This window comes from Grimontia indica (assembly GCF_000333895.2).
GTDB lineage: Bacteria > Pseudomonadota > Gammaproteobacteria > Enterobacterales > Vibrionaceae > Enterovibrio > Enterovibrio indicus.
Map to the genome: position 1 here is coordinate 1 of NZ_ANFM02000002.1, position 22774 is coordinate 22774.

Below are 22774 nucleotides of genomic sequence, written 5' to 3' on the forward strand. Positions count from 1 at the left end.
AACGTTAACGTGCGGTTTCGTACGTTCAAATTTTTCTTTAGACACGATCGTGTTCCTTCCTAGTTGTGAGCCGCACCCACCGTCGTGAGTGCGATCAGAAGTTTTTATTAATGCGGGCCAATAATGCCAGCATTAAAACCACCTATCAATCAAGAACGCTCTGCGATGATTGAATCAGCGATGTTCTTAGGAATATCAGCATAGTCACTGAATTCCATAGAGTAAGATGCGCGGCCCTGAGTCGCTGAACGCAAGTCAGTTGCGTAACCAAACATCTCAGCCAGTGGCACCTGCGCGCGAATGATCTTCAAGCCAGCTGGACCTTCATCCATACCACCAATCAGACCACGACGACGGTTCAGGTCGCCCACTACGTCACCCATCCAGTCTTCTGGAGTGGTAACTTCCACTTTCATCATTGGCTCAAGAATGACAGGTTGCGCTTCAAGTGCACCTTTCTTGAATGCCATAGATGCAGCGATCTTAAACGCCATTTCGTTGGAGTCAACATCATGGTACGAACCATCGAAAAGCGTTGCTTTGATATCAAGCACTGGGTAGCCAGCAAGTACGCCGCTACTCATCTGCTCTTCAACACCTTTAGCAACAGCGCCGATATATTCTTTCGGTACCACACCACCAACGATTTCGTCGACGAAGACAAAACCTTCGCCTTTCTCAGATGGTTCCAGTTTCAGCCAAACATGACCGTACTGACCACGACCACCAGACTGCTTGACGAATTTACCTTCGACTTCAGCCGAACCACGGATGGTTTCGCGGTATGCCACCTGTGGCTTACCTACATTACATTCTACGCTGAACTCACGACGCATGCGGTCTACGATGATGTCTAGGTGAAGCTCACCCATACCTGAGATCAGGGTCTGGCCTGACTCGTCATCGGTTTCAACGCGGAATGATGGATCTTCTGCCGCCAGTTTACCCAGCGCGATACCCATTTTTTCCTGGTCTGCTTTAGAGCGTGGCTCTACAGCGATCTGAATAACTGGTTCAGGGAACTCCATACGCTCAAGAACCACTTTTGATTCTTGTGCACACAGGGTGTCACCTGTAGTGACGTCTTTCAGACCGATGGCTGCTGCAATGTCACCCGCGCGAATTTCTTTGATTTCTTCACGCTTGTTTGAGTGCATCTGAACGATACGGCCGAAACGCTCACGCTTTTGCTTCACTGAGTTGTACACAGTGTCGCCAGTGTTAACCACACCTGAGTAAACACGCAGGAAGGTCAAAGTACCCACGAATGGGTCTGTAGCAATTTTAAATGCCAGAGCTGCAAACGGTTCGTTGTCGTCAGAGTGACGCTCGATCTCGTTGCCATCTTCGTCTTCACCTTTGATCGCTTTCACATCAACAGGGGAAGGAAGGAACTCAATAACAGCATCAAGAACCGCCTGAACGCCTTTGTTCTTAAATGCAGAACCACAAGTCGCCAGTACGATTTCATTATTCAGTGTACGTTCACGCAGAGCTTGCTTGATTTCAGCTTCGGTCAGTTCACCCTCTTCGAGGTACTTATCCATCAGCTCTTCGTTTGCTTCAGCAGCGGCTTCGACCAGATTCTGGTGCCACTCATCAGCCAGCTCTTGCATGTCTGCCGGGATGTCTTCGTATGTGAAGCTCATACCCTGGTCAGCTTCGCTCCAGTTAATCGCCTTCATTTTGATAAGGTCGATAACACCGCGGAAGTCTTCTTCAGCGCCGATATTCAGATGAATTGGCACTGGAGTTGCGCCCAGTCGAACTTTAATTTGCTCAACCACACGCAGAAAATCTGCGCCTGCACGGTCCATCTTATTGACGAAAACCATACGAGGAACTTCATATTTGTCAGCCTGACGCCAAACGGTCTCTGACTGAGGTTCAACACCGGAAGAACCACAGAATACAACTACTGCACCATCCAATACGCGCAGGGAACGCTCTACCTCGATGGTAAAGTCAACGTGTCCTGGGGTATCAATGATGTTGATGCGATGCTCAGGGAATTGCGCATCCATACCGCGCCAGAAAGTTGTAGTCGCAGCGGAGGTGATGGTGATACCACGCTCTTGCTCCTGCTCCATCCAGTCCATGGTTGCTGCACCATCGTGCACTTCACCAATTTTATGAGAAAGACCGGTGTAAAACAGGATACGCTCTGTTGTTGTAGTTTTACCTGCGTCTACGTGCGCACAAATACCGATGTTACGGTAGCGCTCAATAGGGGTCTTACGAGCCACAGTAGTATCCTCTTACTAAGGGTATCCTTAGAGTGTGGTTTAGGCGCGACCGAAGTCGCGCCCAAAAAGGTATTACCAGCGGTAATGAGCGAATGCTTTGTTCGCTTCTGCCATACGGTGAACGTCTTCACGTTTCTTAACAGCAGTACCTTTGTTCTCAGATGCATCCAGCATTTCGTTAGCCAGACGCTGAGCCATAGATTTTTCACCACGCTTACGCGCAGCTTCAACCAACCAACGCATCGCCAGAGCGTTACGACGTACAGGACGTACTTCTACTGGCACTTGGTAAGTTGAACCACCAACACGGCGAGATTTAACCTCTACCGCAGGGCGTACGTTTTCAAGAGCGGCTTCGAACACAGACAGGTGATCTTTACCAGAACGCTCTGCCATGATGTCCAGTGCACCATAAACGATTTTTTCAGCAGTCGACTTTTTACCGTCAACCATTACGATGTTTACAAATTTTGCCAGCAGCTCTGATCCGAACTTAGGATCCGGCAGGATTTTACGCTGACCAATTACGCGACGACGTGGCATGGAAATTCTCCGTTGTCTTCTTCAGGTTTTATCCAAAACTTTTCAGTTTTTTCAAAATTACAAATTAATTAGTGTTTGGCCTTACTTAACGGATTCCATTAAGACTTAGGACGCTTCACACCGTACTTAGAACGACCTTGTTTACGGTCGTTAACGCCTGCACAGTCAAGTGCACCACGAACGGTGTGGTAACGCACACCTGGAAGGTCTTTAACACGACCACCGCGGATCAGAACAACTGAGTGCTCTTGCAGGTTGTGACCTTCACCACCGATGTATGAAGTAACTTCAAAACCGTTGGTCAGGCGAACACGACATACTTTACGCAGTGCCGAGTTAGGTTTTTTAGGAGTAGTGGTGTAAACACGAGTACATACACCACGTTTTTGCGGACACGCTTCCAGCGCAGGCACGTTGCTTTTTGCAACTTGCTTGATGCGTGGCTTGCGTACCAGCTGGTTAATAGTTGCCATTAAATAGCTCCTGATATTACTTACGTATAAGTGTGAAAAATCTATGCCCCACAAAAGTAGGGACGCGAAATTTTAGGCGTCGTCAAATGGGGTGTCAAGATTTATACAACGATCTTTGCTTTGATCGTTTTATAACCGCAACAATCCCAGACTATTACGCTAGTAGATAGACGGCTAAATCACCATTTCAATTGCGTGACATGCCGGGCTGTTAGCTCTACAAACCCTTCCATATCAATAAGTTCAAATTGTGAGGCGATTTGATGCTCGATGCCGCGAGCCATGGCGTCTTCTTGAAGCACGTAAATCCTGCGCCCCGACGAAACCAGTTTTTCTTGCCACAGCCCTCCAAGGATCCCGGCGACAACCGCATCTTCGAGCAAAAGGATCTCACTGTGTTTCTCGGAATATCGCAGGCAATTCGCCAGAGCAGATGAGGCGTAAGGGGAAGCATTAACGGTATGAAGCATTGACGATCCTTAAAACTGGAGCACTTTGGCACATTGACCCAGTGAGGCTGCAATGTCCGTTGGTGAGACTTTTTCTACCGCAATAACAAGGGGATGGTCACTCAATCCGCGCTCAGCTAATGAGTCAGCACATACGTAGATTTCCTCCACATCGCACAGTGACAGCATTTTGAAGGTAGAAATGTAGTCTCGGCTAAGGACTTCACTTGGCTTTTGGTCTGCCAGCAATTGCATCACACCATCACCGACAAAAAACAGGACAAGATCTTCACTGTAATTGGAAGTTGCCAGCACCGCATCAAGCCCTTCCCGGCCAGACGCGCTGCCGTGAGGCGCAGAAGAGAAAACAAAACCTATCTTTTTCATACCAGCACCTAAAACTGAATCACGCGATCAGCAGTCAGCAGAGCTTCTGAAAGCGCGCCAAGACCTGCCTGAGAGAAACTATCCGCCATGTTGGATGATGTGAGCGCATGCTGTTTCGCCTCTTCTTCGCTCACCTGACCACGACGAAGTGCAGCGGCAACACAGGTTTCCAGCTCGACGCCGCTTTCTTTTGACAGTGATTGCCAAGCAGCAACCAAATCAAATTCGTCATTGGCTGGCACTGTCAGTGAAGAAGCGTTGGACACACCATCTTGATAGAAAAACACACGCGTTAACGTGTGTCCTTTTTCTATCAGTGCTTTGGCAAAGCGGTACGCGGTGAGCGATGACTGGCGCCCGTATACTGGGCCATTCACCACCAGCACATAACTCAGGCTCATTTTTCGCCGTCCTCACCTTTTCGCTGACGGATGTAGAGATAAACCGTGTGCTTGGAAATATTAAGGCGATCTGCCACACGGTTGATGGCATCTTTGATATCGAAAATACCTTTATCGAACAGCTCCATCACAATCTGGCGGTTCTTGGTATTGTTCGACACAGATTTGTCTGCATTGATCTCTTCGATGGTGCGCTCAACCGTTTGGTCTACCAGCTCATCCACATCGCTGGCAAAGTTAACGGAAGACACAGCCTGACGCGCTTCTTCTGTAGGCATGAAAGCTTGCAGCACTTGAGAGAAAGGCGCATCCAAGTTGATGTTGATACACAGAAGGCCAATCACGCGGTTGTCCGCATTGCGGATGGCCACTGTGATAGATTTCATCAGAGTGTTGCCTTTGGCACGCGTGAAATAAGCACGTGAGAAGTTTCGCTCAGATCCTTCAATATCACGCAGCATACGCAGTGCCAAATCAGTGATAGGCGAACCCACCTGACGGCCAGTGTTTTCGCCGTTGGCAATTTTGATAGCAGAGGTGTTCAAATCTTCCAGCGAGTGCAGCACGATTTCACAGTGCTGACCAATCAGGGCTGCAAGACCATCTACCACGGCTTCATAAGATTTCAGGATAACGCGATCGGTGTCAGTGAAAGGATTACTCTCGATAAAGTCACTTTCGACGATCACGTCCGCACCAAAGCTGTCTGTCGATACCACAGGTTTATCTTCCTTTGTGATGGATTTCGTTTACCGCAGGCAAAGATAAACGAAAGCTGCAAACTTTAAAATCTAGCGATAAGTCTAACAGACTTAGATCAAGAAAATAAAAAAACCCCGACAAAAGCCGGGGTTCTCTTTGTAAGCAAACGTGCAATCGAAGGATTAACCTTTCGCTTCGTCACCTTTGCCTTTGATTTCCAACAGCTCAACTTCGAACACTAGCGTCGAGTTAGCAGGAATCGCCGGCGTATCCTGAGAGCCGTATGCCAGCTCAGGCGGGATAACGAACTTGAACTTAGAACCTACAGGCATTAACTGAACGCCTTCAGTCCAGCCCGGGATCACGCGGTTTAACGGGAAAGTCGCTGGCTGGTTACGATCATAAGAGCTGTCGAACTGGGTACCGTCAGTCAGGGTGCCTTTGTAGTGAACCACAACAGTGTCTTCTGCTGCTGGTTTATCACCCTCACCCATTGTTTCTACCAGGTACATGAGGCCAGAATCTGTGGTATTCACACCGTCAGTCTTCGCAAACTGTGCACGGAAGTCTTCACCAACTTTCACTGCTTCTGCTGCTTTCTCCTGAGCCTTTTCCTGAGCCAGTTGGGCAACACGCTGATCCAGCGCTTGCAACGCCAGCTGCGCTTCTTCTTCGGTCAGCTTGGATTTGTCAGCAAATGCGTCCTGCACACCTTGCAAAACCAAGTCGTTGCTCAAAGCCAAGCCCAATTCTTCTTGCTGGTCCAGATTGGCTTTCAGGTACTGCGCCAGGGACGCACCAATCGCGTATGCCGCTTTGTCATCTTCAGTTGCGAACGTTACAGCTTCAGCAGCAACAGGCGCTTCAACTTTTGCGGTTTCGTCTTTCGCTTCTTCCTGACAACCCACAGCTAGTGCAACAGTGGCAGCCAGCAGCGACATTTTAAAAACTGATTTCATTAGTGACTCCGTTGGTATAAAACCCACATTTCTTTTATTCGCTTACGCGATAACGATGCGAAAGCCCGAAACGATCAATATACTCGACGTTATAGGGGTCCAAGATAAGGAACACAAGGGCAATGCGACAATTCGTCCGCACAATTTGCTTATTTCTGACACTGTTAGCACTTTCCGGCTGCTTTCACTCCACCCATGAAGCCCAGCGCTGGACGCTGGATCCGAATGGCGTGACCAGTTTCAGCCTTAGCCGAGACGGCCGCTTCGCGCTCATCGCTTCCACGTCCCACGGCATTGATTTGTGGGATTTGGTACAAAATAAAAAGCTGGCCGAATTCGGCGATCAAGACCCGGATAAAAACACCGTGCTCGCCAGTCAGATCTCAGACAACAACCGCTACGCCATTACCGCCACATCGCAAAACTTTGCAGTATGGGATTTGGCATGGGGACAAGCCGAAGGTCTGTGGTCGATTTCCGACGGCATTATCCGCGACGTTGATATCAGCAATAATGGCGAAAAAGTCCTGCTTGCCCTTTCGAATGGCAAAGCCCTTTTCGTGGACTTAGGCACTGGAAGACGCTTAGAGTTCCTTGCCCACCAAGATAAAGTGAACAGTGTGTCGCTCGCGCCCAATGGAAAATTCGCCATGTCAGGCGGAAATGATCACAATGCCTTTTTCTGGAGCACGGAAACCGGACAAATCCTCAATGAGTTTCCTCATGAACACCGCATTACCCGCGTAGAGTTGCACCGCACCGGTAAGTTCGCTTTCTCTGCAGATGGTGATGACACCGCCATTATCTGGGATTTATCGACGGGCGAGCCGAAAACCGAGCTCAACATGTTCCACCGTCACCCGAATTTCTCAACCGCCCGTTTTTCAGATGATGGCACCAAACTGGTGACCGGCACGCCGGGACGACGGGTAGAGTTTTGGGATGTAGAAAGCGGGGACAATCTCGGCCGCTGGCTGGCAGAGGAGCAACAAAATACGCGTCCACCCAGTGCAGTCGTGTATGATGTCGCCATCGATCCAACTGGTCGCGTGATTTCCGGCACTTCCGCTGGCATCGCTCAGGCGTGGATAGCAGAGTAATTTGAGATACCAAGATGACCGAGACAGAACTGCGTCTGCAGAAACAAATTGACGATCTGGAGATCAAACAGGCTTTTCAGGAACACACAATTGAAGAGCTGAATGATGCGATCACCCAGCAGCAAAAAACCATCGACAAGATGGCAACGCAAATAACCTTTTTGGTAACCAAGCTGAAAGCGATGGAGCCGGCAAACATTGCCAGCATGTCGGAAGAAACACCGCCACCGCATTACTAAAAAACAGGTCCTAGGATCCTAGGACCTGAAGCTCTTCGTCCGCAAAAATAGCCACCAACGCTTCTCCTTTCTCGTTCACCGTCGCGCGGTACATGCCCGGACAATTCAATTCGAAATTCACCTGTCCGCCAGCATCAATGGCAATGACTCCGCCTTCTCCACCAAGGCTCAGGAAATCACCATGAATCACATCACGGCAGGCTTGCTCTATCGATGCCTTACCATATTGCATGCGTCCGGCAATATCGCCTGCAACCGTGCAGCGCATCAGAAGTTCGCCCATACCGGTTGCAGAAACCGCCACATTGCCGTTGCGGGCATAATTCCCCCCACCAATGATCGGTGTGTCACCGACTCTGCCCCAGCGCTTGTTGGTGAGTCCACCCGTGCTGGTTGCAGCGGCCAGATTGCCTTCTTTGTCGAGTGCCACTGCTCCGACTGTGCCGTGCTTCTTTTCATCCGGATAGCGGGCTTCTGACAGTGCAACGCCGCCGGTTTTTTTCATCGCTTTCAATTCTTTGTAGCGACGATCCGTGAAAAAGTAGTCCTGCTCGACGTACTCGTAGCCACACTCTTTGAATGCAAAGGACTCGGCGCCCTCGCCTGCCAACATTGCATGGGGGCTTTTTTTCATCACATCACGGGCAAGTTGCACTGGATTTTTGATATGGCGAATCAGGGTTACCGCGCCGGCTTCAAGGTTTCTGCCATCCATGACCGAAGCGTCCATCTCAACGGTTTCTTCATGGGTAAGCACCGACCCTTTGCCTGCATTGAAAAGCTCGCTGTCTTCCATCACAGTCACAGCGGCGACTGTCGCATCAACCGCCGATCCACCTCGCTCCAACAAAGCATGTCCAGCCAATACTGACTGCGCCAGTGCTTTACGATAAGCAGCTTCCAGTTCTGGTGTCATCAGACGGCGTTCAATGGTGCCAGCACCACCGTGTATGGCGATAGAAAAGGGGCGGGTCATGATGATTCCTTTCGAAGTGAGAGTGGATATCCGATGAGATTAATATGAAATTGCCTAATAAAAAAGCGCCAACCGACTGATCGATTAGCGCTTTCTTTTCAGACCCTGCAGCCAGCGATAGCTGCAAGCCCAAGGCTTGGATTAGTGAGAGCCGCAGCCACCACCGCCACAACATTCATGGTCGTCGCCTTTGTCTTCGCCGCCACAGCAACCGCCTTCGTCGTCATGGTCATGACCACCGCAGCAGCCGCCAGACTGGTGGATGTGACCGTGTGCGATTTCTTCTTCCGTCGCCGCACGCAGTTCTACCACTTCAACGTTGAACGTCAGGGTTTGGCCAGCCAGCATGTGGTTACCGTCAACCACGACTTCATCGCCGTCAACATCAGTCACTTCAACTGGGATTGGACCCTGGTCTGTATCCGCCAGGAAGCGCATACCAACAACGATTTCGTCAACGCCCTGGAACACGTCAGCAGGTACGCGCTGAACCATTGCATCCAGGTATTCGCCGTACGCTTCTTCCGGCGCAACAGTCACTTCGAAAGATTCGCCAGCTTCGCGGCCTTCCAATGCATTTTCCAGACCTACGATCAGGTTATTGTGACCTTGCAGGTACTGCAGTGGCATTTCTTTGGTTGATTCATCAACCACGATGCCGTCTTCGTTTTTCACTTGGTAAGCAATGCTTACTACCACGTCTTTAGTGATTTTCATCTTAACTCCGGAAGCGGTTCAAGGGTGTCGACATAACGACACCTGCTCATTTCGGCGCCGATAATACAGAAATAAACTGACTTCGACCATGGGATTCGTTATTGCGGTTTAAATATCCCTATAACCTGAGCATCCTGCTGCTGCGCAACGGGCTGTTTCTCTTCCGCAGACATCGGTGAGCGTCTGTCGGTATGACCGCACTGCACGCACTCCACCACTTCCACGTGGTGTTCTTGCCACCAGCGCATCGTGTCCGTTGCGCTGCATGATGGACAGGTCGCGCCAGCGATAAATCGTTTCTTGGCCATGTACTTCCTTGCCTTCGTTCTTATTGTTAACTATCCCGGTTCCAGCTCTGGTGGCGTTCGGTATCCCCTTTCATTTCGAGGTCGAACAGTTCTTCAAGCTCCACTCGCGCTTCTTTGGTCCGGGATGCAGCCATGGAATCTTCACTGTGATGGGGCTGCATTTCATGTAATCGCATTTCATCCAGCTTTCTGAAAAATGCCTCTGCGCGTTTGGCTTTATACGGGTGCATGCCCAGTGCGATCAATGTCTGTTTCCCTAAATCAAGCGCACTTAAAAAAGTTTCCCTGGAAAAACCCACCACGTCATGATCGAGTAATTGGTTTGCCTCAACACGGCTTCGGGCCCGGGCGAGCACCTTCAGATTCGGGAAATGTTGCTGACAAAGTTCGACGATTTCCATCACTTCTTCCGGCGAATCCGCGCAAACGATAATGGCCTCCGCCGTTGCCGCCCCTGCGGCCCTCAATAAATCAAGCTGGGTTGCATCCCCATAATACACCTTGTAGCCAAACTTACGCAGCAAGGCGATTTGCGAAGGATCGCGCTCCAGTATGGTCAGTTTGATCTTGTTGGCGAACAGCAATCTACCCACCACCTGACCAAAACGACCAAAGCCGGTGATGATGACGCGGGCGCCTTCATGATTAAATTGCTCCGCCGCGGGCATTTCGGCATCCGCATTTATGGTGCGGGCAAACCATTTGGATTGCAGCATCAGCAGTATCGGGGTTGTCATCATAGACAGACTCACTACCACCAGCAGGAAAGCATTAAGCTCTGGCGTCAGCAGGTTTTCACTTCGCGCTGCAGTAAACAATACAAACGCAAATTCCCCACCCTGGCTAAGCAGCAAAGCAACGTGACTGCGGGATTTCTCGCTACCACCAAAGACGCGGGCTAACCCATATATGATGGCGGCTTTTACGCCAATCAAGCCAGCGACCGCAGATAAAATTTCCAGCGGATATTGGAGCAGCAAACCAAGGTCAACCGCCATGCCCACAGCGATGAAAAAGAGGCCCAGCAACAAACCTTTAAAGGGCTCGATGGCGATTTCCAGCTCGTGGCGGTATTCACTCTCTGCCAACAGCACACCTGCCAAGAAGGTGCCTAGCGCCATAGAAAGTCCGAGTGACTGCATACCAATCGCGATACCAATCACCAGCATCAAAGCAGTCACGGTAAACATCTCTTTGACGCGGCTGAGCACCACCCAACGTAGCAAAGGACGCAAAAGGTAATGACCACCGACCAAGAGCACCAAGATCGCTCCCAGCATGATGCCTACATCCAGCCAGCTGCCACCCGCACCACCTGCCATCGCAGGAAGCACCGCAAGCATAGGGATCACAGCGATATCTTGAAACAAGAGCACCGCAAAGCCTGATTGCCCGGCTTCGCTGCGCATCAAGCGTTGTTCTTCGATAATCCGCATGGCGATGGCCGTGGATGACAGCGCCAGTCCCATCCCGACAACCAAGGCATCAACGCGACCGACACCCCAGTAATAGGCAATAAGAGCAATCACCACGGTACTGATAAAGACCTGAGAGCCACCAAAGCCAAGGATTGGCCGTCGCATCTGCAACAGCTTCTTTGGATTCAATTCCAGACCAATCAGGAACAGCAGCAGCACCACGCCAAGCTCGGCAAAGTGCAGAATCGCTTCTACATCTGTAATCAGGCCAAGCCCCCAAGGGCCAATCACCACGCCGCCGATCAGATATCCCAGCACAGAGCCAATTCCGAGGCGCTGGGCAAGGGGAACTGCCACCACAGCAGCAGCAAGGAAAATCAGAGCGTCTAGAAGGTAGTTATGTCCCATTACACCACCTCCGACACAGGATGACAGAGCCAATCGGCGTAGAGTTCTGCATGGGCTTCCCTGTCTTCATCGCTCACTCGGCGAGCCCAGTGAAGCACAAGCGGATCGACCCAACGCATCTGGCAAAGGAGTGCAGTCAGCTCAAACGGCTGTAAAAGTTCTTCCATACTGTATTTGTTGTAACCGGTTTGGCTGAAGGCTTCCGCAGCACCTCCGGTGGTAATGACAAAGCGGCAAATCTTGCCAGCCAATGCATTACCGCCACCATGGGCAAAGCCTTTGCCAAGCACCACATCAATCCATTCTTTTAAAAGCGAAGGGCAGGAGTACATTTGAAGTGGATGTTGGAACACAATCACATCGTGTTCTAAAAGAAGCTCACGTTCATGGTGAACATCAATAATAAAGTCAGGATAGGCTGCATAGAGGTCGTGTACTTTGACATGATCAAATTGACGGGCAGCCTCAATCATCCGTTTGTTGGCGACAGACTCGTGCGGGTCTGGGTGAGCAAAGACCACCAGCACTTTCGATTTAAATAACGACGTTGTCGGGGTTCCCATTTGGCAGCAAAATCCTTTTAAGCTTTCCAACGCCCAATGTGTGGTAGAGCGAAGAGGTAACATAATATTTTTTATAATCTTTTTATCATGACACAAAACTGCCAACTCTGCGGCTTTGGCGTCATCCTTCAACCATACGGTAAATCGTCCCGCATTTCACCGCTCTGCCGTGGTCCATTTTTGCGCCTCTCTTAAGTAAATCGCCGTCGTGTGATATAACAGCGCCAGTTTTTCGACCCCACATTCCTGCGGCCGGAGCCGCCAAGAGTCATGATCACTATTTCTGATATTCAGCTACTTCGTGGTGGCAAACCGCTGCTTAACAATGCGTCTGCCACTATCCACCCGGGCGACAAAGTCGGTCTGGTCGGTAAAAACGGCTGCGGTAAATCGACCCTGTTTGCGTTGCTGAAAGGCGAACTGTCCCTTGATGCGGGCAGTTGTAACTTCCCAAGCGGCTGGCAAATGGCATGGGTGGCACAGGAAACCCCGGCGCTGGAACGCGAAGCGATTGAATATGTGATTGACGGAGACCGCGAATACCGCGCGCTGGAACAGGCCCTTCGTGCTGCAGAAGAAGCGGATGACGGCCACAAGGTCGCCACCCTTCATGACAAAATTGATGCCGTTGGCGGTTACAGCATTCGCGCCCGCGCAGCAGAGTTGCTGGATGGCCTCGGCTTTCGTCAGGAGCAGATGAGCTGGAACCTCACCCAATTCTCCGGTGGTTGGCGTATGCGCCTGAACCTCGCACAGGCACTGCTTTGTCGCTCAGACTTACTGCTGCTCGACGAACCGACCAACCACTTGGATTTGGATGCTGTGATGTGGCTGGAAAAGTGGCTGCAAAACTACCGCGGCACTCTGGTACTCATTTCCCATGACCGCGACTTCCTTGACCCAGTGGTTAACCGCATCATCCATATCGAAAATGAGCTGCTGAACGAGTACACGGGTAACTACTCAGCCTTCGAAACCATGCGTGCAGAAAAGCTGATCCTGCAACAGGCGATGTACCAGAAGCAGCAAAAGCAAATGGCGCACATGCAGTCGTACATTGACCGCTTCCGCTATAAAGCCAGTAAAGCCCGTCAGGCGCAGAGCCGGATTAAAGCGCTTGAACGCATGGAGAAAATGCTCCCGGCGCAATTTGACAACCCATTCAGTTTCGAATTCCGTGAGCCATCTGCTCTGCCTAATCCTATCCTGATGATGGAAGAGGTGTGCGCAGGTTACGGCGACACCATGATTCTGGAAAAAATCTTCCTGAATCTGGTGCCAGGCAGCCGCATTGGTCTGCTTGGCCGTAACGGCGCGGGTAAATCAACGCTGATAAAACTGCTTTCAGGCACAGTGCCCGCACAGGCTGGTGAGCTGCGTTATTCGCAGGGTGTGAAGATTGGTTACTTTGCCCAGCACCAGTTAGAAACATTGCGTGATGATGAAACGGCCATTCAGCATATGATGCGTCTGGCACCGGAAGCGACAGAGCAACAGCTTCGCGATTACCTCGGCAGCTTTGGCTTCCATGGCGACAAAGCGCTGGATGTGATTGCCCCTTTCTCTGGCGGCGAAAAAGCACGTTTGGTGCTGGCATTGATTGTTTGGCAAAAACCGAACCTGTTGCTGCTCGATGAACCCACCAACCACCTTGATCTGGACATGCGCGCTGCACTAACCATGGCACTGCAATCGTTTGAAGGCGCCATGGTTATCGTGAGCCACGACAGATACCTGCTCCGTGCAACCACTGACGATCTGTATCTGGTGCATGACCGTAAGGTTGAGCCGTTCAATGGCGACCTGAATGATTACCATCAGTGGCTGAATGAATTGCAGCGCTCTGAGCGTCGTCAGGAACAGGCAGAAAACGCCAAACCTGCAGGTACAAATACTCAAGCAGCCCGTAAAGAACAAAAACGTCTGGAAGCAGAATTTCGCAAACAGACCGCGCCTATCCGCAAGAAAATTGACACGCTGGATACAAAACTCGAAAAGTATTCTGCAACAATTGCTGAAGTAGAATCTCAACTGGCGGAACCTTCTATTTATGAAGCGTCCAACAAAGAGAAACTTACCGAATTGCTGCGCCAGCAGGCAGACGCGAAATCATCGCTCGAAGAGGTCGAACTGGAATGGATGGATCTTCAGGAACAACTAGAGCAAATGGAAGCGGAGTTCCAAGGCCGCTAAAACAGCAAGCCACAGCCGATGGGCTGTGGCAATTTTGTCTGCATCATTATGGACAGCAAGAGGTCAAACACGCCTGCCTTAAACTTCAGGATCAGTTCAAAGGCAATGTGAACCTCGCCCTGCTGTTAGCCTGGCTGGAAGACACAGGGTTTTCCCTCTCGGCCTCATCACTCGCTCAACTTCGCCAATCATTGGTTCAGTCAGAAACCCTTCTCACCCGCTATCGATTGATGCGGCGCGATCTCAAACCACAGCTCTCACGCGGGGCTTACCAGAAAATGCTTAACTATGAGCTGACATTAGAGAAGTTCCAGCAGCAGGAATTGCTCGCCTGTGTTAACCAACAAGTGTGGGAAGAAAACGCCTCTTCCTCTTTGGAGATGTACTGCTCGCAGTTAGATGGGGATGCACATTACCTTTATCCGGCGTTGATGAAAGGACTTCATACCTGCTCGTCGTAAAGGACTATCGTCATCTCACAGGCTTCATCGCGAAGTGGCACCAATTCAAGATACGCCGGAGAAGCGTAAAAACGTTCGACAGCTTCAATATCCCGATAGCGAAAAACGGCGGTGACATGCTCTTCCGCTTTGTCACCTCGGAAAGTCCCCACGCAATTTCCTCGAACCACCACTTCCACACCAGCTTGGTCGAGCAGCACTTTGGCGGCTAACACATATTCGCCGAATTTCTCGGCATCTTTGATGGTGGCATAAGAAAAATTAAGTACAGACACACAAGACTCCCTGCTTACAGCCAAATAAAGATTAAGCAGGATGCGGTCAGGGTGCCCATCACGCGGTTAAACACTTTCCAGCTTTTTTCTGAAGACAGCACTTTCCCCACCCAGACGCCAAAGCCCGCCCAAATAGATGTGAGAGACAAGCCCACGATGAGAAAGGTAGTGACAATCACCATGGAAGATAACCAATAGTCTCCGCCTGCTAAGGTAAAGGTACCCACCGCACTCACCGCCATTGCCCACGCCTTGGGATTGACGTACTGGAACAATGCCCCTTCCATCAGGGTCATTGGCCGGCGATCACTGGAAGCATCCTCAGAAGGTGCGCCCGCCCTCGCAATACGCCAGGCAAGGTAGAGCAGATAGGCACTGGCGAGCAGCTTCATCCCTTCCTGTACCCAAGGGTAGAGCTGAAATACTGCGCCAAGTCCGGCGGCAACCACACCAATCAATGACGCCACCCCCAATGAAATGCCAATAAGGTGTGGCACTGTGCGTCGAAATCCGAAGTTTGCCCCTGATGCTGTCAGCATCATGTTGTTTGGTCCTGGCGTGCCTGTCATGGTCGCTGCAAAAAGCGCCAGCGTCGCCAAAAAAGATAGTTCCATCATGAATTGTCTCCCTGCTCACATTGTATCGATACAATTCAGGCTAAAAATTGAAATTGACCTATTAATTGTTCAAAATTCACGCTAACAGGGATCAAAAATCAGATCAAAAGGTTTATTGTCACCATGACAATCATCAATATTGCATTGGAGAAGTCCGGCGCTCCTATGTATCGGCAAATAGCCGATGCCATTGCGGATAAAGTGGTTAGCAAAGAACTGGCACCGGGAACAAAACTGCCGACCCACCGCGCACTGGCGGATGCGTTGTCAGTCACCGTAGGAACGGTCACCCGCGCGTATGCAGAAGCGGAGCGACGAGGAATTGTCGAAGCCAAAGTCGGTGCAGGCACCTACATTTGCGAGAACAACCGCCCACTGTGGTCTTTTTCTGATCCTGATCGACAAGATGTACTGAGCTTTGGCTACAACGTGCCACCAACGATTAACCGTGCCGATCTCTTCGCGGAGGCACTGGAGCAACTTGCCGCCCACCCGCAGGAACTCAATAGTCTGATGCTGTATCAGCCGCCTTCCGGCATTGTGCGTCATCGTGAAATTCTGGCCGACTGGTTGAAAGGGCATCAGGTGAACGCCGATCTGTCGCGCTTGCTGTTCTGCTCTGGCGCGCAAAATGCCATGCAGCTTTGCCTTATGACCCTTTGTCGAGCCGGGGATACCATCCTTACCGACAAATTCACCTATCCCGGTTTACTCAGTCTTGCCAGACAGTTGCAACTCACGGTGAAGCCCGTAGAGATGGACGATGAAGGCATGTTGCCAGAATCCTTAAGCGCAGCCTGCCAGCAATATCAGGCAAGATTGGTGTACCTCACCCCTACCCTGCAAAACCCCACAACCGCGACAATGAGTGAAGCCCGTCGTCACGCACTCATCGAGGTATGTGAACAACAGCAATTGATGATCGTGGAAGATGACATTAACGGCCTACTTCCCCGCGAACGGCCCTCGCCGATGGTCAATCTGGCTGCTGACAATGTGATATATATTGGTGGGTTGGCGAAAACATTGGCTCCCGGTCTTCGTCTGGGCTTCCTGCATCTGCCGGAACGCTTCTATCCCCACTTCGTTAACGCACTGCAAAACCACAGCTGGATGATCAGCCCGCTTTTAACCGCCATGGCATCAATCCTTTTGGAGAATGGCTCAGCAAACCAGATCCTTGAAACCATTCGTACTGAAATGGAAACACGGTGGGAAATCGTCACCCGCTATCTTGGTACTGAGTCGATGCGTTACCATCCCAACGCGTTTCACGGCTGGCTAACATTACCCGAAGCCTGGTCTCTCAGTGAGTTTCTGGCGGCGAGCAAAGCGGAAGGCCTGGAGCTGAAATCGTCTGAGCTTTTTGTGCCTGCGGGATATTCCGCGCCACCGACGGTGCGGATTGCTGTGAGCGCACCGCCCAGTCGTGAGTTACTTGAACAGGGCTGCGAGAAGCTCGCCAAGCTGTTGGCGAATCCACCACTGACTGAATTTGCGTTGTAAGAGATAGAAATGGAACAAACAGCAAGCAAGCCTTTCGTGCCGATGAAAGGCGGCAAAAACCCACATATCCAAACCCTGCTTCCGCGCTTTTTGCGCAGGAAAGCGGTGTTTGAACCGGTCTGGCAACGCCTTGAAACGCCGGATAGGGATTTTCTGGATATCAGCTGGACGCAAGACCCCGCCAGCGTTGGTGACAAACCTATTGTGGTGCTGTTTCACGGCCTTGCCGGGTGTTTTTACAGCCCTTATGCCAACGGATTGCTCAATGCCTTTAAACAGCAAGGTTGGGTCGGTGTTTTAATGCACTTTCGCGGCTGTAGCGGCTCGCTGAACAAAATGCCACGCAGCTATCACTCTGGTGAAACGGGGGATGCCCGCTTTTTCCTCGAGTATCTAAACAAACGATTCCCTGCCAATACCAAAGTCGCTACCGGCGTCTCCCTCGGTGGCAACATGCTGGTGCGCTATCTGGCAGAGTTTAAAGACGATCCCATCATCAAAGCTGGATGCGTCATCAGCCCACCTTTGGATCTGGCAGCATGTTCCAGCCGCATTCGTCAGGGTTTTTCCCGCGTCTATCAAGCGTATCTGCTCCGCTCAATGAACCGCACCCTCGGTAACAAGCTTGCCCGTCACCCGCAAATCGGGCACTGGAAAAGTGGGGAGAAAGTGGCGATATCGAACCTCTATCAGTTCGACCAAACCGTCACAGCGCCACTGCACGGATTCAACGATGCTGAGGATTATTATCGCCAATGCAGCGGCTTAGGTGTGCTGCAGGAAATTGCGGCTCCGCTCAAAGTGATCCATGCTAAAGATGATCCTTTTATGACGGAAGCGGTGATCCCCAAAGCGCCGCTACCGGACAACATTGACTATCACCTGACCGAATATGGCGGTCACGTCGGATTTATCTCCGGTACCTTGAATGCACCAGACTTCTGGCTGGAAAAAGAGGTGCCACGCTGGTTAGCCCTGCACATCGACGCCGAATAAAGGCGCAATAACACCAAGAAAGCAGGGCGAGAGAGGTGGACGATGGCAATATCTCGCACTGCTTTTATGCTGCTATGGTGGCTCCCCCTCGCTACGCAGGCAGAAAACACAGACCCTTTGCGCTTTGGGCCGCTGATTGCCCAAAGTCAGGCACCGCTGCAAACCACAGGGCTCACACCGATACTCCAAGACCCGTTTCAATTAAAAGCGGGACAAACAGATGCCTTCGCTTCCGTCGCTATTGGCAGCGTTTGGGCACCTTCACAGGAATACAACTTCGACTACTATCACAACCAGTTTATGGGCGGCTTCGTTCATGCGCTGGATGAGGAAAAACGGATTGGGGTTTGGCTGCAATACCGCTATGCGGCAAACAACCGATTGGATGGCCTAACGGAAAAGTTCCATAGCATTTTTGGCATCGACCAAAACGGTCGCACCGAAGTCGATGAAGACAGGTTCTACATCTATGTCCCCAGCACCATGGACGCGCCAGTCGAAGACTTCACTGGCGACCCTTTACTCAGTGCCATCAATCTGTATGGCGAGCAAACACTCTATGAAGCCATGCACCATGCGGTGAGTGCGGGTGTCACCCTGTTCTTTAACCGGGTCAGCCATGGCGTGTTTGCCAACACTTCCTTCGAGCAGTCTGCTCAGCTCAACTATGGCTACCAAAGAGAGAAACACCGGCTGACCGCCATGGTGTCGCTCGTCCACCGACCGGATAAACCCCAGCATTTTGTTGAGGTAAAATCCTGGGGTATTCACGCGGGTATCAGCTACCAGTATCAATGGTTCACGCATCATGAGCTGATAGGCGAATACCTGATATCGCAAGGCAAAGCAGCCGGTGCAGGGCTGGGTGAACTTAATGCCTTGGTGCACGAGTTTGCGCTGGGTTATCGCTACCTTTTTAATAACAGTGCGATAGAATTGGTGGCTATAGAGAATATGTTCAATCACGATAACAGCACGGATATCGTGTTTAACGCCACCTTCCGGCACCGTTTTTTGTAGTAGGTAAAGCCACCATGATTGTTCCCTGGCAAGAGATCCCCGAAGAGACCCTTAGAAACCTGATTGAGCACTTTGTGCTGCGTGAAGGGACAGATTACGGCGAGCAGGAAGCAAGCTTCGAGGAAAAGGTGGAACAGGTCTATAACTTGCTCAAAAACAAAGAAGCCGTTGTGGTGTTTTCTGAGTTGCACGAAACGGTGGATATCAAACCTGTGCGATCACTTGCCTAATACCCATCGCTTGACCAAGCCAGCGAGACCCTGTTAACTGTTGCCATCTTTCTAAATTGACAGGGTTTGTCATGTCTGCAAAGCACCCCATTATTGCAGTCACCGGTTCGTCCGGCGCAGGGACTACCACCACCTCAGACGCATTCCGCAAAATTTTCAACATGATGAAGATTAGCGCCGCTTGGGTGGAAGGTGACAGTTTTCACCGGTATACCCGTCCTGAAATGGACGTGGAAATCCGTAAAGCCAAAGAACAGGGCCGTCATATCAGTTACTTCGGCCCAACTGCCAACGACTTCCCAAGGCTCGAATCTTTCTTCAAGGAATACGGTGAGGAAGGCACGGGTCAGTTCCGTCGCTACCTACACACTTTTGATGAAGCTGTACCTTATAACCAAATGCCGGGCACCTTTACAGCTTGGCAGGACTTGCCGGAAAACACTGACTTGATGTTCTATGAAGGGCTTCATGGCGGTGTGGTAGAAGGTGACATCAACGTCGCACAACATGTTGACCTGCTGATCGGCATGGTGCCAATCGTGAACCTGGAGTGGATCCAGAAGTTTGTCCGCGACACCCGCGACCGTGGTCACTCCCGCGAAGCGGTAATGGATTCCATTGTTCGTTCGATGGACGACTACCTGAACTACATCACACCGCAGTTCAGCCGAACCCACATCAACTTCCAGCGTGTCCCGACGGTAGATACTTCGAATCCACTCAACGCAAAAGGCATCCCAAGCTTGGATGAAAGTTTTGTGGTGATCCGTTTCCGAGGCATCAAGAAAGTCGACTTCCCTTATCTGCTTTCAATGATCCAAGGTTCTTTTATGTCCCGTCATAACACCCTGGTTGTGCCGGGCGGCAAGATGAGTTTCGCCATGGAACTGATTATTCGCCCCCTTATCCAGCAGCTGATTGAAACCGGCAAAATCAGCTAGTACCACTGAACTCATCTACCACGTTTAAACGTAATCCGCCATCGATAAAATCTATCGCGGATTACGTTTTTATTCATTAGACCGAATAACAAACCTGTCCTTAACTTAATCTTGCTGGTTACTTTTTAACCAGCAGAAGCAAGACAATGTCATAAAAGAGGACAGAGCCATGTCACTGAAAGGAACCAAAACCGAGCAAAACCTCAAAGACGCCTTTGCCGGTGAAAGTCAGGCAAACCGTCGATATCTCTATTTCGCATCAAAAGCAGACATTGAAGGCTACAACGATGTCGCCGCCGTTTTCCGCTCAACGGCCGAGGGTGAAACGGGCCACGCACACGGCCATCTGGAATACCTAGAGGAGGTGGGCGACCCTGCGACAGGGTTACCTATGGGTAACACAGCAGAAAACCTCAAAGCGTCGATTGCCGGTGAAACCCACGAATACACCGATATGTATCCGGGCATGGCCGCCACGGCGCGCGACGAAGGTTTCGATGAGATCGCGGACTGGTTTGAAACGCTCGCCAAAGCAGAGCGAAGCCACGCGAACCGCTTCCAGAAAGCACTCGACAACCTCGACAGCTAGTCGCACAAAAAGGGCGGCCAGTCCGCCCTTTCAGAGCGCAATAGGCGCTAATGACGATAACGCACAGTGACTGCCGAAAACCGGCACAACCAGTAGCAGGGACACGTCATGAAAGAAAAACGCGAAGGAGGCATTGACGCCCCCACCCGCCACGCAATTGAGTGGCAATCCCCAGACTTTTACGATCGCGAAAAGCTCGAAGCAGAAATGGAGCGCGTCTTCGACGTTTGCCACGGCTGCCGCCGCTGCGTGAGCCTCTGCGATTCATTCCCCACCCTGTTTGACCTCATTGATGAATCCGAAACCTTCGAAGTCGATGGCGTTGATAAGAAGGATTACCAGAAAGTCGCAGATCAATGCTACCTCTGTGACATGTGTTATATGACCAAATGCCCCTACGTCCCGCCACATGAGTGGGAAATCGACTTCCCTCACCTGATGCTACGCGCCAAAGCGGTGAAATTTCACGAGCAAGGTGCATCGCTGCGGGACAAACTGCTTTCAAGCACAGATTTGGTGGGTGGCATGGCAACGATTCCCATTGTGGATGTCACCGTAAACGCGATGAACAAAAACAATGCATTTAGAAGCGTGCTTGAGAAAGCCGGCGTTCACAAAGACGCTATTGTTCCGACATACGACAGCAACACCATGCGAAAACGTGTTGCCTCAATGGTGAAAGACATCACGCCAGAACCTGTTGGCGAAACCACAGGGAAGGTGGCTATGTTCACCACCTGTTACGGCAACTACAACAGTCCAGAACTCGGTGAGGATTTCTACAAGGTCTTTCAGAAGAACAATATCCATATCGAAGTGGTCGGCAAAGAGCGTTGCTGCGGTATGCCCAAAATGGAACTGGGCGATTTAGAAAGCGTTCAGCGCGCCAAAGAAGAAAATATTCCGCAGCTTCTTGCGATGGTGGAGAAAGGGTTCGACCTTATCGCACCGGTACCATCCTGCGTGCTGATGTTCAAACAGGAGCTTCCGCTCTTGTTTCCCAATGACCCGGATGTCGCCAAAGTCCGTGATGCCTTCTATGACCCCTTCGAATATCTGATGCTTCGCCACAAAGCCGGCAAACTCAACACCGAGTTCGATACGCCGCTTGGTGACATCAGCTACCACGTCGCCTGTCATCTTCGCGTGCAGAATATTGGCCTAAAAACCGCAGATCTACTCCGTTTGGTGCCTGGCACTCAGGTTGCACCGGAGCAACGCTGTTCGGGTCACGACGGGACTTACGCGGTGAAAGTGGAAACGCATGATAAGGCAGTGAAAATAGGTCGCCCCGTGGCAAAGAAAGTGAAACAAGCCAACGCCGACTACTTTGCCAGTGACTGCCCGATGGCAGGTGCGCACATTGCCAAACTGGCGGAGGTGGATAAACCCATTCACCCCATGACCTTATTGAGGAAGGCCTACGGCCTGTAACAGGGAGCGAAAACCATGGAAAAACTGACTGCAGATGACTTAATGACGCTGGAGGATTACGCCCGTGCACGCGCCCAATTCCGCCACCAAATCATGGAGCACAAAAAACACCGCTTCGTGAAGCTTGGTGATCATGCAAGGCTGATTTTTGAAAACCGTCAGACCATCCAATACCAGATTCAGGAAATGCTGCGTATTGAGCGCATCTTCGAGCCAGAGGGCATTGAGGAAGAATTGGATGCCTACAATCCTCTGATCCCTGATGGCAGCAATCTGAAAGCTACCATGATGATTGAGTATGCTGACCCAGAAATCAGGAAAGTAGAACTCGCCAAGCTCATTGGCGTGGAGAACAAGGTCTGGCTGAGAGTAGGCAACGATGCGAAGGTTTACCCTATCTGCGATGAGGACCTTGAACGCGACAATGACGAAAAAACCTCGAGCGTGCACTTTATGCGATTCGAGCTGACACCCCCGATGATCACCGCCCTGAAAAAAGGTGACGCACTGACCGCGGGCGTTGATCATCCTGCACTCGAACTCAGCGTGACGATCAGTGATGAGGTGAGAAATGCTCTGTCTGATGATCTCGACACACCACAGATAAACTAAAGGAGGGCTAA

Annotated in this window: 27 protein-coding genes; 12 read left to right on the forward strand and 15 right to left on the reverse strand. The window is 51.0% G+C overall.

Annotated elements, in window-relative coordinates:
- Positions 1-149: 149 nt before the first annotated feature.
- From fusA to fkpA, 8 genes are all read right to left on the reverse strand, one after another.
- Positions 150-2246, reverse strand: a complete 2097-nt coding sequence (gene fusA / locus D515_RS00615) for an elongation factor G (RefSeq protein ID WP_002535160.1) — start codon at positions 2244-2246, stop codon at positions 150-152.
- A 72-nt stretch (positions 2247-2318) separates the two neighbouring features.
- The gene (gene rpsG, locus D515_RS00620; protein WP_002535161.1) at positions 2319-2789 is read right to left on the reverse strand and encodes a 30S ribosomal protein S7; all 471 of its coding nucleotides are present in this window, start codon (positions 2787-2789) and stop codon (positions 2319-2321) included.
- A 98-nt stretch (positions 2790-2887) separates the two neighbouring features.
- Positions 2888-3262 carry a 30S ribosomal protein S12 gene (gene rpsL, locus D515_RS00625; RefSeq protein ID WP_002535163.1) on the reverse strand — a complete coding sequence of 125 codons (375 nt, stop codon included), beginning with the start codon at positions 3260-3262 and terminating at the stop codon, positions 2888-2890.
- Positions 3263-3441: 179 nt separating this feature from the next.
- A complete protein-coding gene (gene tusB / locus D515_RS00630) occupies positions 3442-3732 on the reverse strand; it encodes a sulfurtransferase complex subunit TusB (RefSeq protein ID WP_002535164.1) in 291 nt (96 codons plus the stop codon).
- Positions 3733-3741: 9 nt separating this feature from the next.
- Complete coding sequence (gene tusC, locus D515_RS00635) at positions 3742-4098, reverse strand: sulfurtransferase complex subunit TusC (protein WP_002535165.1); 357 nt, start codon at positions 4096-4098, stop codon at positions 3742-3744.
- An 8-nt stretch (positions 4099-4106) separates the two neighbouring features.
- The gene (gene tusD, locus D515_RS00640; RefSeq protein WP_002535167.1) at positions 4107-4499 is read right to left on the reverse strand and encodes a sulfurtransferase complex subunit TusD; all 393 of its coding nucleotides are present in this window, start codon (positions 4497-4499) and stop codon (positions 4107-4109) included.
- On the reverse strand, positions 4496-5218 hold the full coding sequence (locus tag D515_RS00645; protein WP_002535169.1) for a helix-turn-helix transcriptional regulator: 723 nt from the start codon (positions 5216-5218) through the stop codon (positions 4496-4498). The genes tusD and D515_RS00645 overlap by 4 nt, the downstream gene beginning before the upstream one ends.
- 165 nt (positions 5219-5383) lie before the next feature.
- Positions 5384-6160, reverse strand: coding sequence for an FKBP-type peptidyl-prolyl cis-trans isomerase (gene fkpA, locus D515_RS00650; protein WP_002535170.1), 777 nt, complete (start codon positions 6158-6160; stop codon positions 5384-5386).
- Positions 6161-6282: 122 nt separating this feature from the next.
- Between fkpA and D515_RS00655 the strand changes: the two genes are divergently transcribed.
- Together D515_RS00655 and D515_RS00660 are read left to right on the forward strand one after the other, a co-directional pair.
- On the forward strand, positions 6283-7260 hold the full coding sequence (locus D515_RS00655; RefSeq protein ID WP_002535172.1) for a WD40 repeat domain-containing protein: 978 nt from the start codon (positions 6283-6285) through the stop codon (positions 7258-7260).
- Positions 7261-7274: 14 nt separating this feature from the next.
- A complete protein-coding gene (locus tag D515_RS00660; protein WP_002535174.1) occupies positions 7275-7499 on the forward strand; it encodes a SlyX family protein in 225 nt (74 codons plus the stop codon).
- A gap of 10 nt (positions 7500-7509) precedes the next feature.
- On the opposite strand, the gene D515_RS00665 is transcribed toward D515_RS00660, so the two are convergent.
- The 5 genes from D515_RS00665 to kefG form a co-directional block, all read right to left on the reverse strand.
- Positions 7510-8475: an isoaspartyl peptidase/L-asparaginase family protein gene (locus tag D515_RS00665; protein WP_002535175.1), complete on the reverse strand. Its 966-nt coding sequence runs from the start codon at positions 8473-8475 to the stop codon at positions 7510-7512.
- A 141-nt stretch (positions 8476-8616) separates the two neighbouring features.
- Positions 8617-9192, reverse strand: coding sequence for a peptidylprolyl isomerase (gene slyD, locus D515_RS00670; protein ID WP_002535177.1), 576 nt, complete (start codon positions 9190-9192; stop codon positions 8617-8619).
- A 98-nt stretch (positions 9193-9290) separates the two neighbouring features.
- Positions 9291-9500 carry a YheV family putative zinc ribbon protein gene (locus D515_RS00675; protein ID WP_002535178.1) on the reverse strand — a complete coding sequence of 70 codons (210 nt, stop codon included), beginning with the start codon at positions 9498-9500 and terminating at the stop codon, positions 9291-9293.
- 26 nt (positions 9501-9526) lie between these two features.
- Positions 9527-11326 (reverse strand): glutathione-regulated potassium-efflux system protein KefB, encoded by a 1800-nt coding sequence (gene kefB / locus D515_RS00680; protein ID WP_002535179.1) that lies wholly within the window; start codon positions 11324-11326, stop codon positions 9527-9529.
- Positions 11326-11889: a glutathione-regulated potassium-efflux system ancillary protein KefG gene (gene kefG / locus D515_RS00685; RefSeq protein ID WP_002535180.1), complete on the reverse strand. Its 564-nt coding sequence runs from the start codon at positions 11887-11889 to the stop codon at positions 11326-11328. Before kefG ends, kefB begins: the two co-directional genes overlap by 1 nt.
- A 270-nt stretch (positions 11890-12159) precedes the next feature.
- Between kefG and D515_RS00690 the strand changes: the two genes are divergently transcribed.
- Together D515_RS00690 and D515_RS00695 are read left to right on the forward strand one after the other, a co-directional pair.
- The gene (locus D515_RS00690; protein ID WP_002535181.1) at positions 12160-14082 is read left to right on the forward strand and encodes an ABC transporter ATP-binding protein; all 1923 of its coding nucleotides are present in this window, start codon (positions 12160-12162) and stop codon (positions 14080-14082) included.
- The gene (locus D515_RS00695; RefSeq protein ID WP_039849453.1) at positions 14025-14543 is read left to right on the forward strand and encodes a TIGR02444 family protein; all 519 of its coding nucleotides are present in this window, start codon (positions 14025-14027) and stop codon (positions 14541-14543) included. Before D515_RS00690 ends, D515_RS00695 begins: the two co-directional genes overlap by 58 nt.
- Here the strand turns inward: D515_RS00695 and D515_RS00700 are convergent.
- Positions 14525-14818 (reverse strand): DUF1330 domain-containing protein, encoded by a 294-nt coding sequence (locus D515_RS00700; protein ID WP_002535184.1) that lies wholly within the window; start codon positions 14816-14818, stop codon positions 14525-14527. The genes D515_RS00695 and D515_RS00700 overlap by 19 nt on opposite strands.
- A 14-nt stretch (positions 14819-14832) precedes the next feature.
- Entirely contained in the window at positions 14833-15435 is a 603-nt protein-coding gene (locus D515_RS00705) for a LysE family translocator (protein ID WP_002535185.1), read from the reverse strand.
- A 123-nt stretch (positions 15436-15558) separates the two neighbouring features.
- Between D515_RS00705 and D515_RS00710 the strand changes: the two genes are divergently transcribed.
- From D515_RS00710 to D515_RS00745, 8 genes are all read left to right on the forward strand, one after another.
- Positions 15559-16941 (forward strand): aminotransferase-like domain-containing protein, encoded by a 1383-nt coding sequence (locus D515_RS00710; protein ID WP_002535186.1) that lies wholly within the window; start codon positions 15559-15561, stop codon positions 16939-16941.
- 9 nt (positions 16942-16950) lie between these two features.
- Positions 16951-17937, forward strand: a complete 987-nt coding sequence (locus tag D515_RS00715; RefSeq protein ID WP_002535187.1) for a hydrolase — start codon at positions 16951-16953, stop codon at positions 17935-17937.
- Between the two features lie 42 nt (positions 17938-17979).
- Complete coding sequence (locus D515_RS00720; RefSeq protein ID WP_002535188.1) at positions 17980-18957, forward strand: DUF3187 family protein; 978 nt, start codon at positions 17980-17982, stop codon at positions 18955-18957.
- Positions 18958-18971: 14 nt separating this feature from the next.
- Positions 18972-19187 (forward strand): YheU family protein, encoded by a 216-nt coding sequence (locus D515_RS00725; RefSeq protein ID WP_002535189.1) that lies wholly within the window; start codon positions 18972-18974, stop codon positions 19185-19187.
- A gap of 71 nt (positions 19188-19258) precedes the next feature.
- Positions 19259-20128 (forward strand): phosphoribulokinase, encoded by an 870-nt coding sequence (locus D515_RS00730; RefSeq protein ID WP_002535191.1) that lies wholly within the window; start codon positions 19259-19261, stop codon positions 20126-20128.
- 169 nt (positions 20129-20297) lie between these two features.
- Positions 20298-20717: a rubrerythrin family protein gene (locus D515_RS00735; RefSeq protein ID WP_002535192.1), complete on the forward strand. Its 420-nt coding sequence runs from the start codon at positions 20298-20300 to the stop codon at positions 20715-20717.
- Positions 20718-20825: 108 nt separating this feature from the next.
- Positions 20826-22151, forward strand: a complete 1326-nt coding sequence (locus tag D515_RS00740; protein ID WP_002535194.1) for a heterodisulfide reductase-related iron-sulfur binding cluster — start codon at positions 20826-20828, stop codon at positions 22149-22151.
- Positions 22152-22166: 15 nt separating this feature from the next.
- Positions 22167-22763: a DUF3501 family protein gene (locus D515_RS00745; protein ID WP_002535196.1), complete on the forward strand. Its 597-nt coding sequence runs from the start codon at positions 22167-22169 to the stop codon at positions 22761-22763.
- Positions 22764-22774 lie beyond the last annotated feature (11 nt).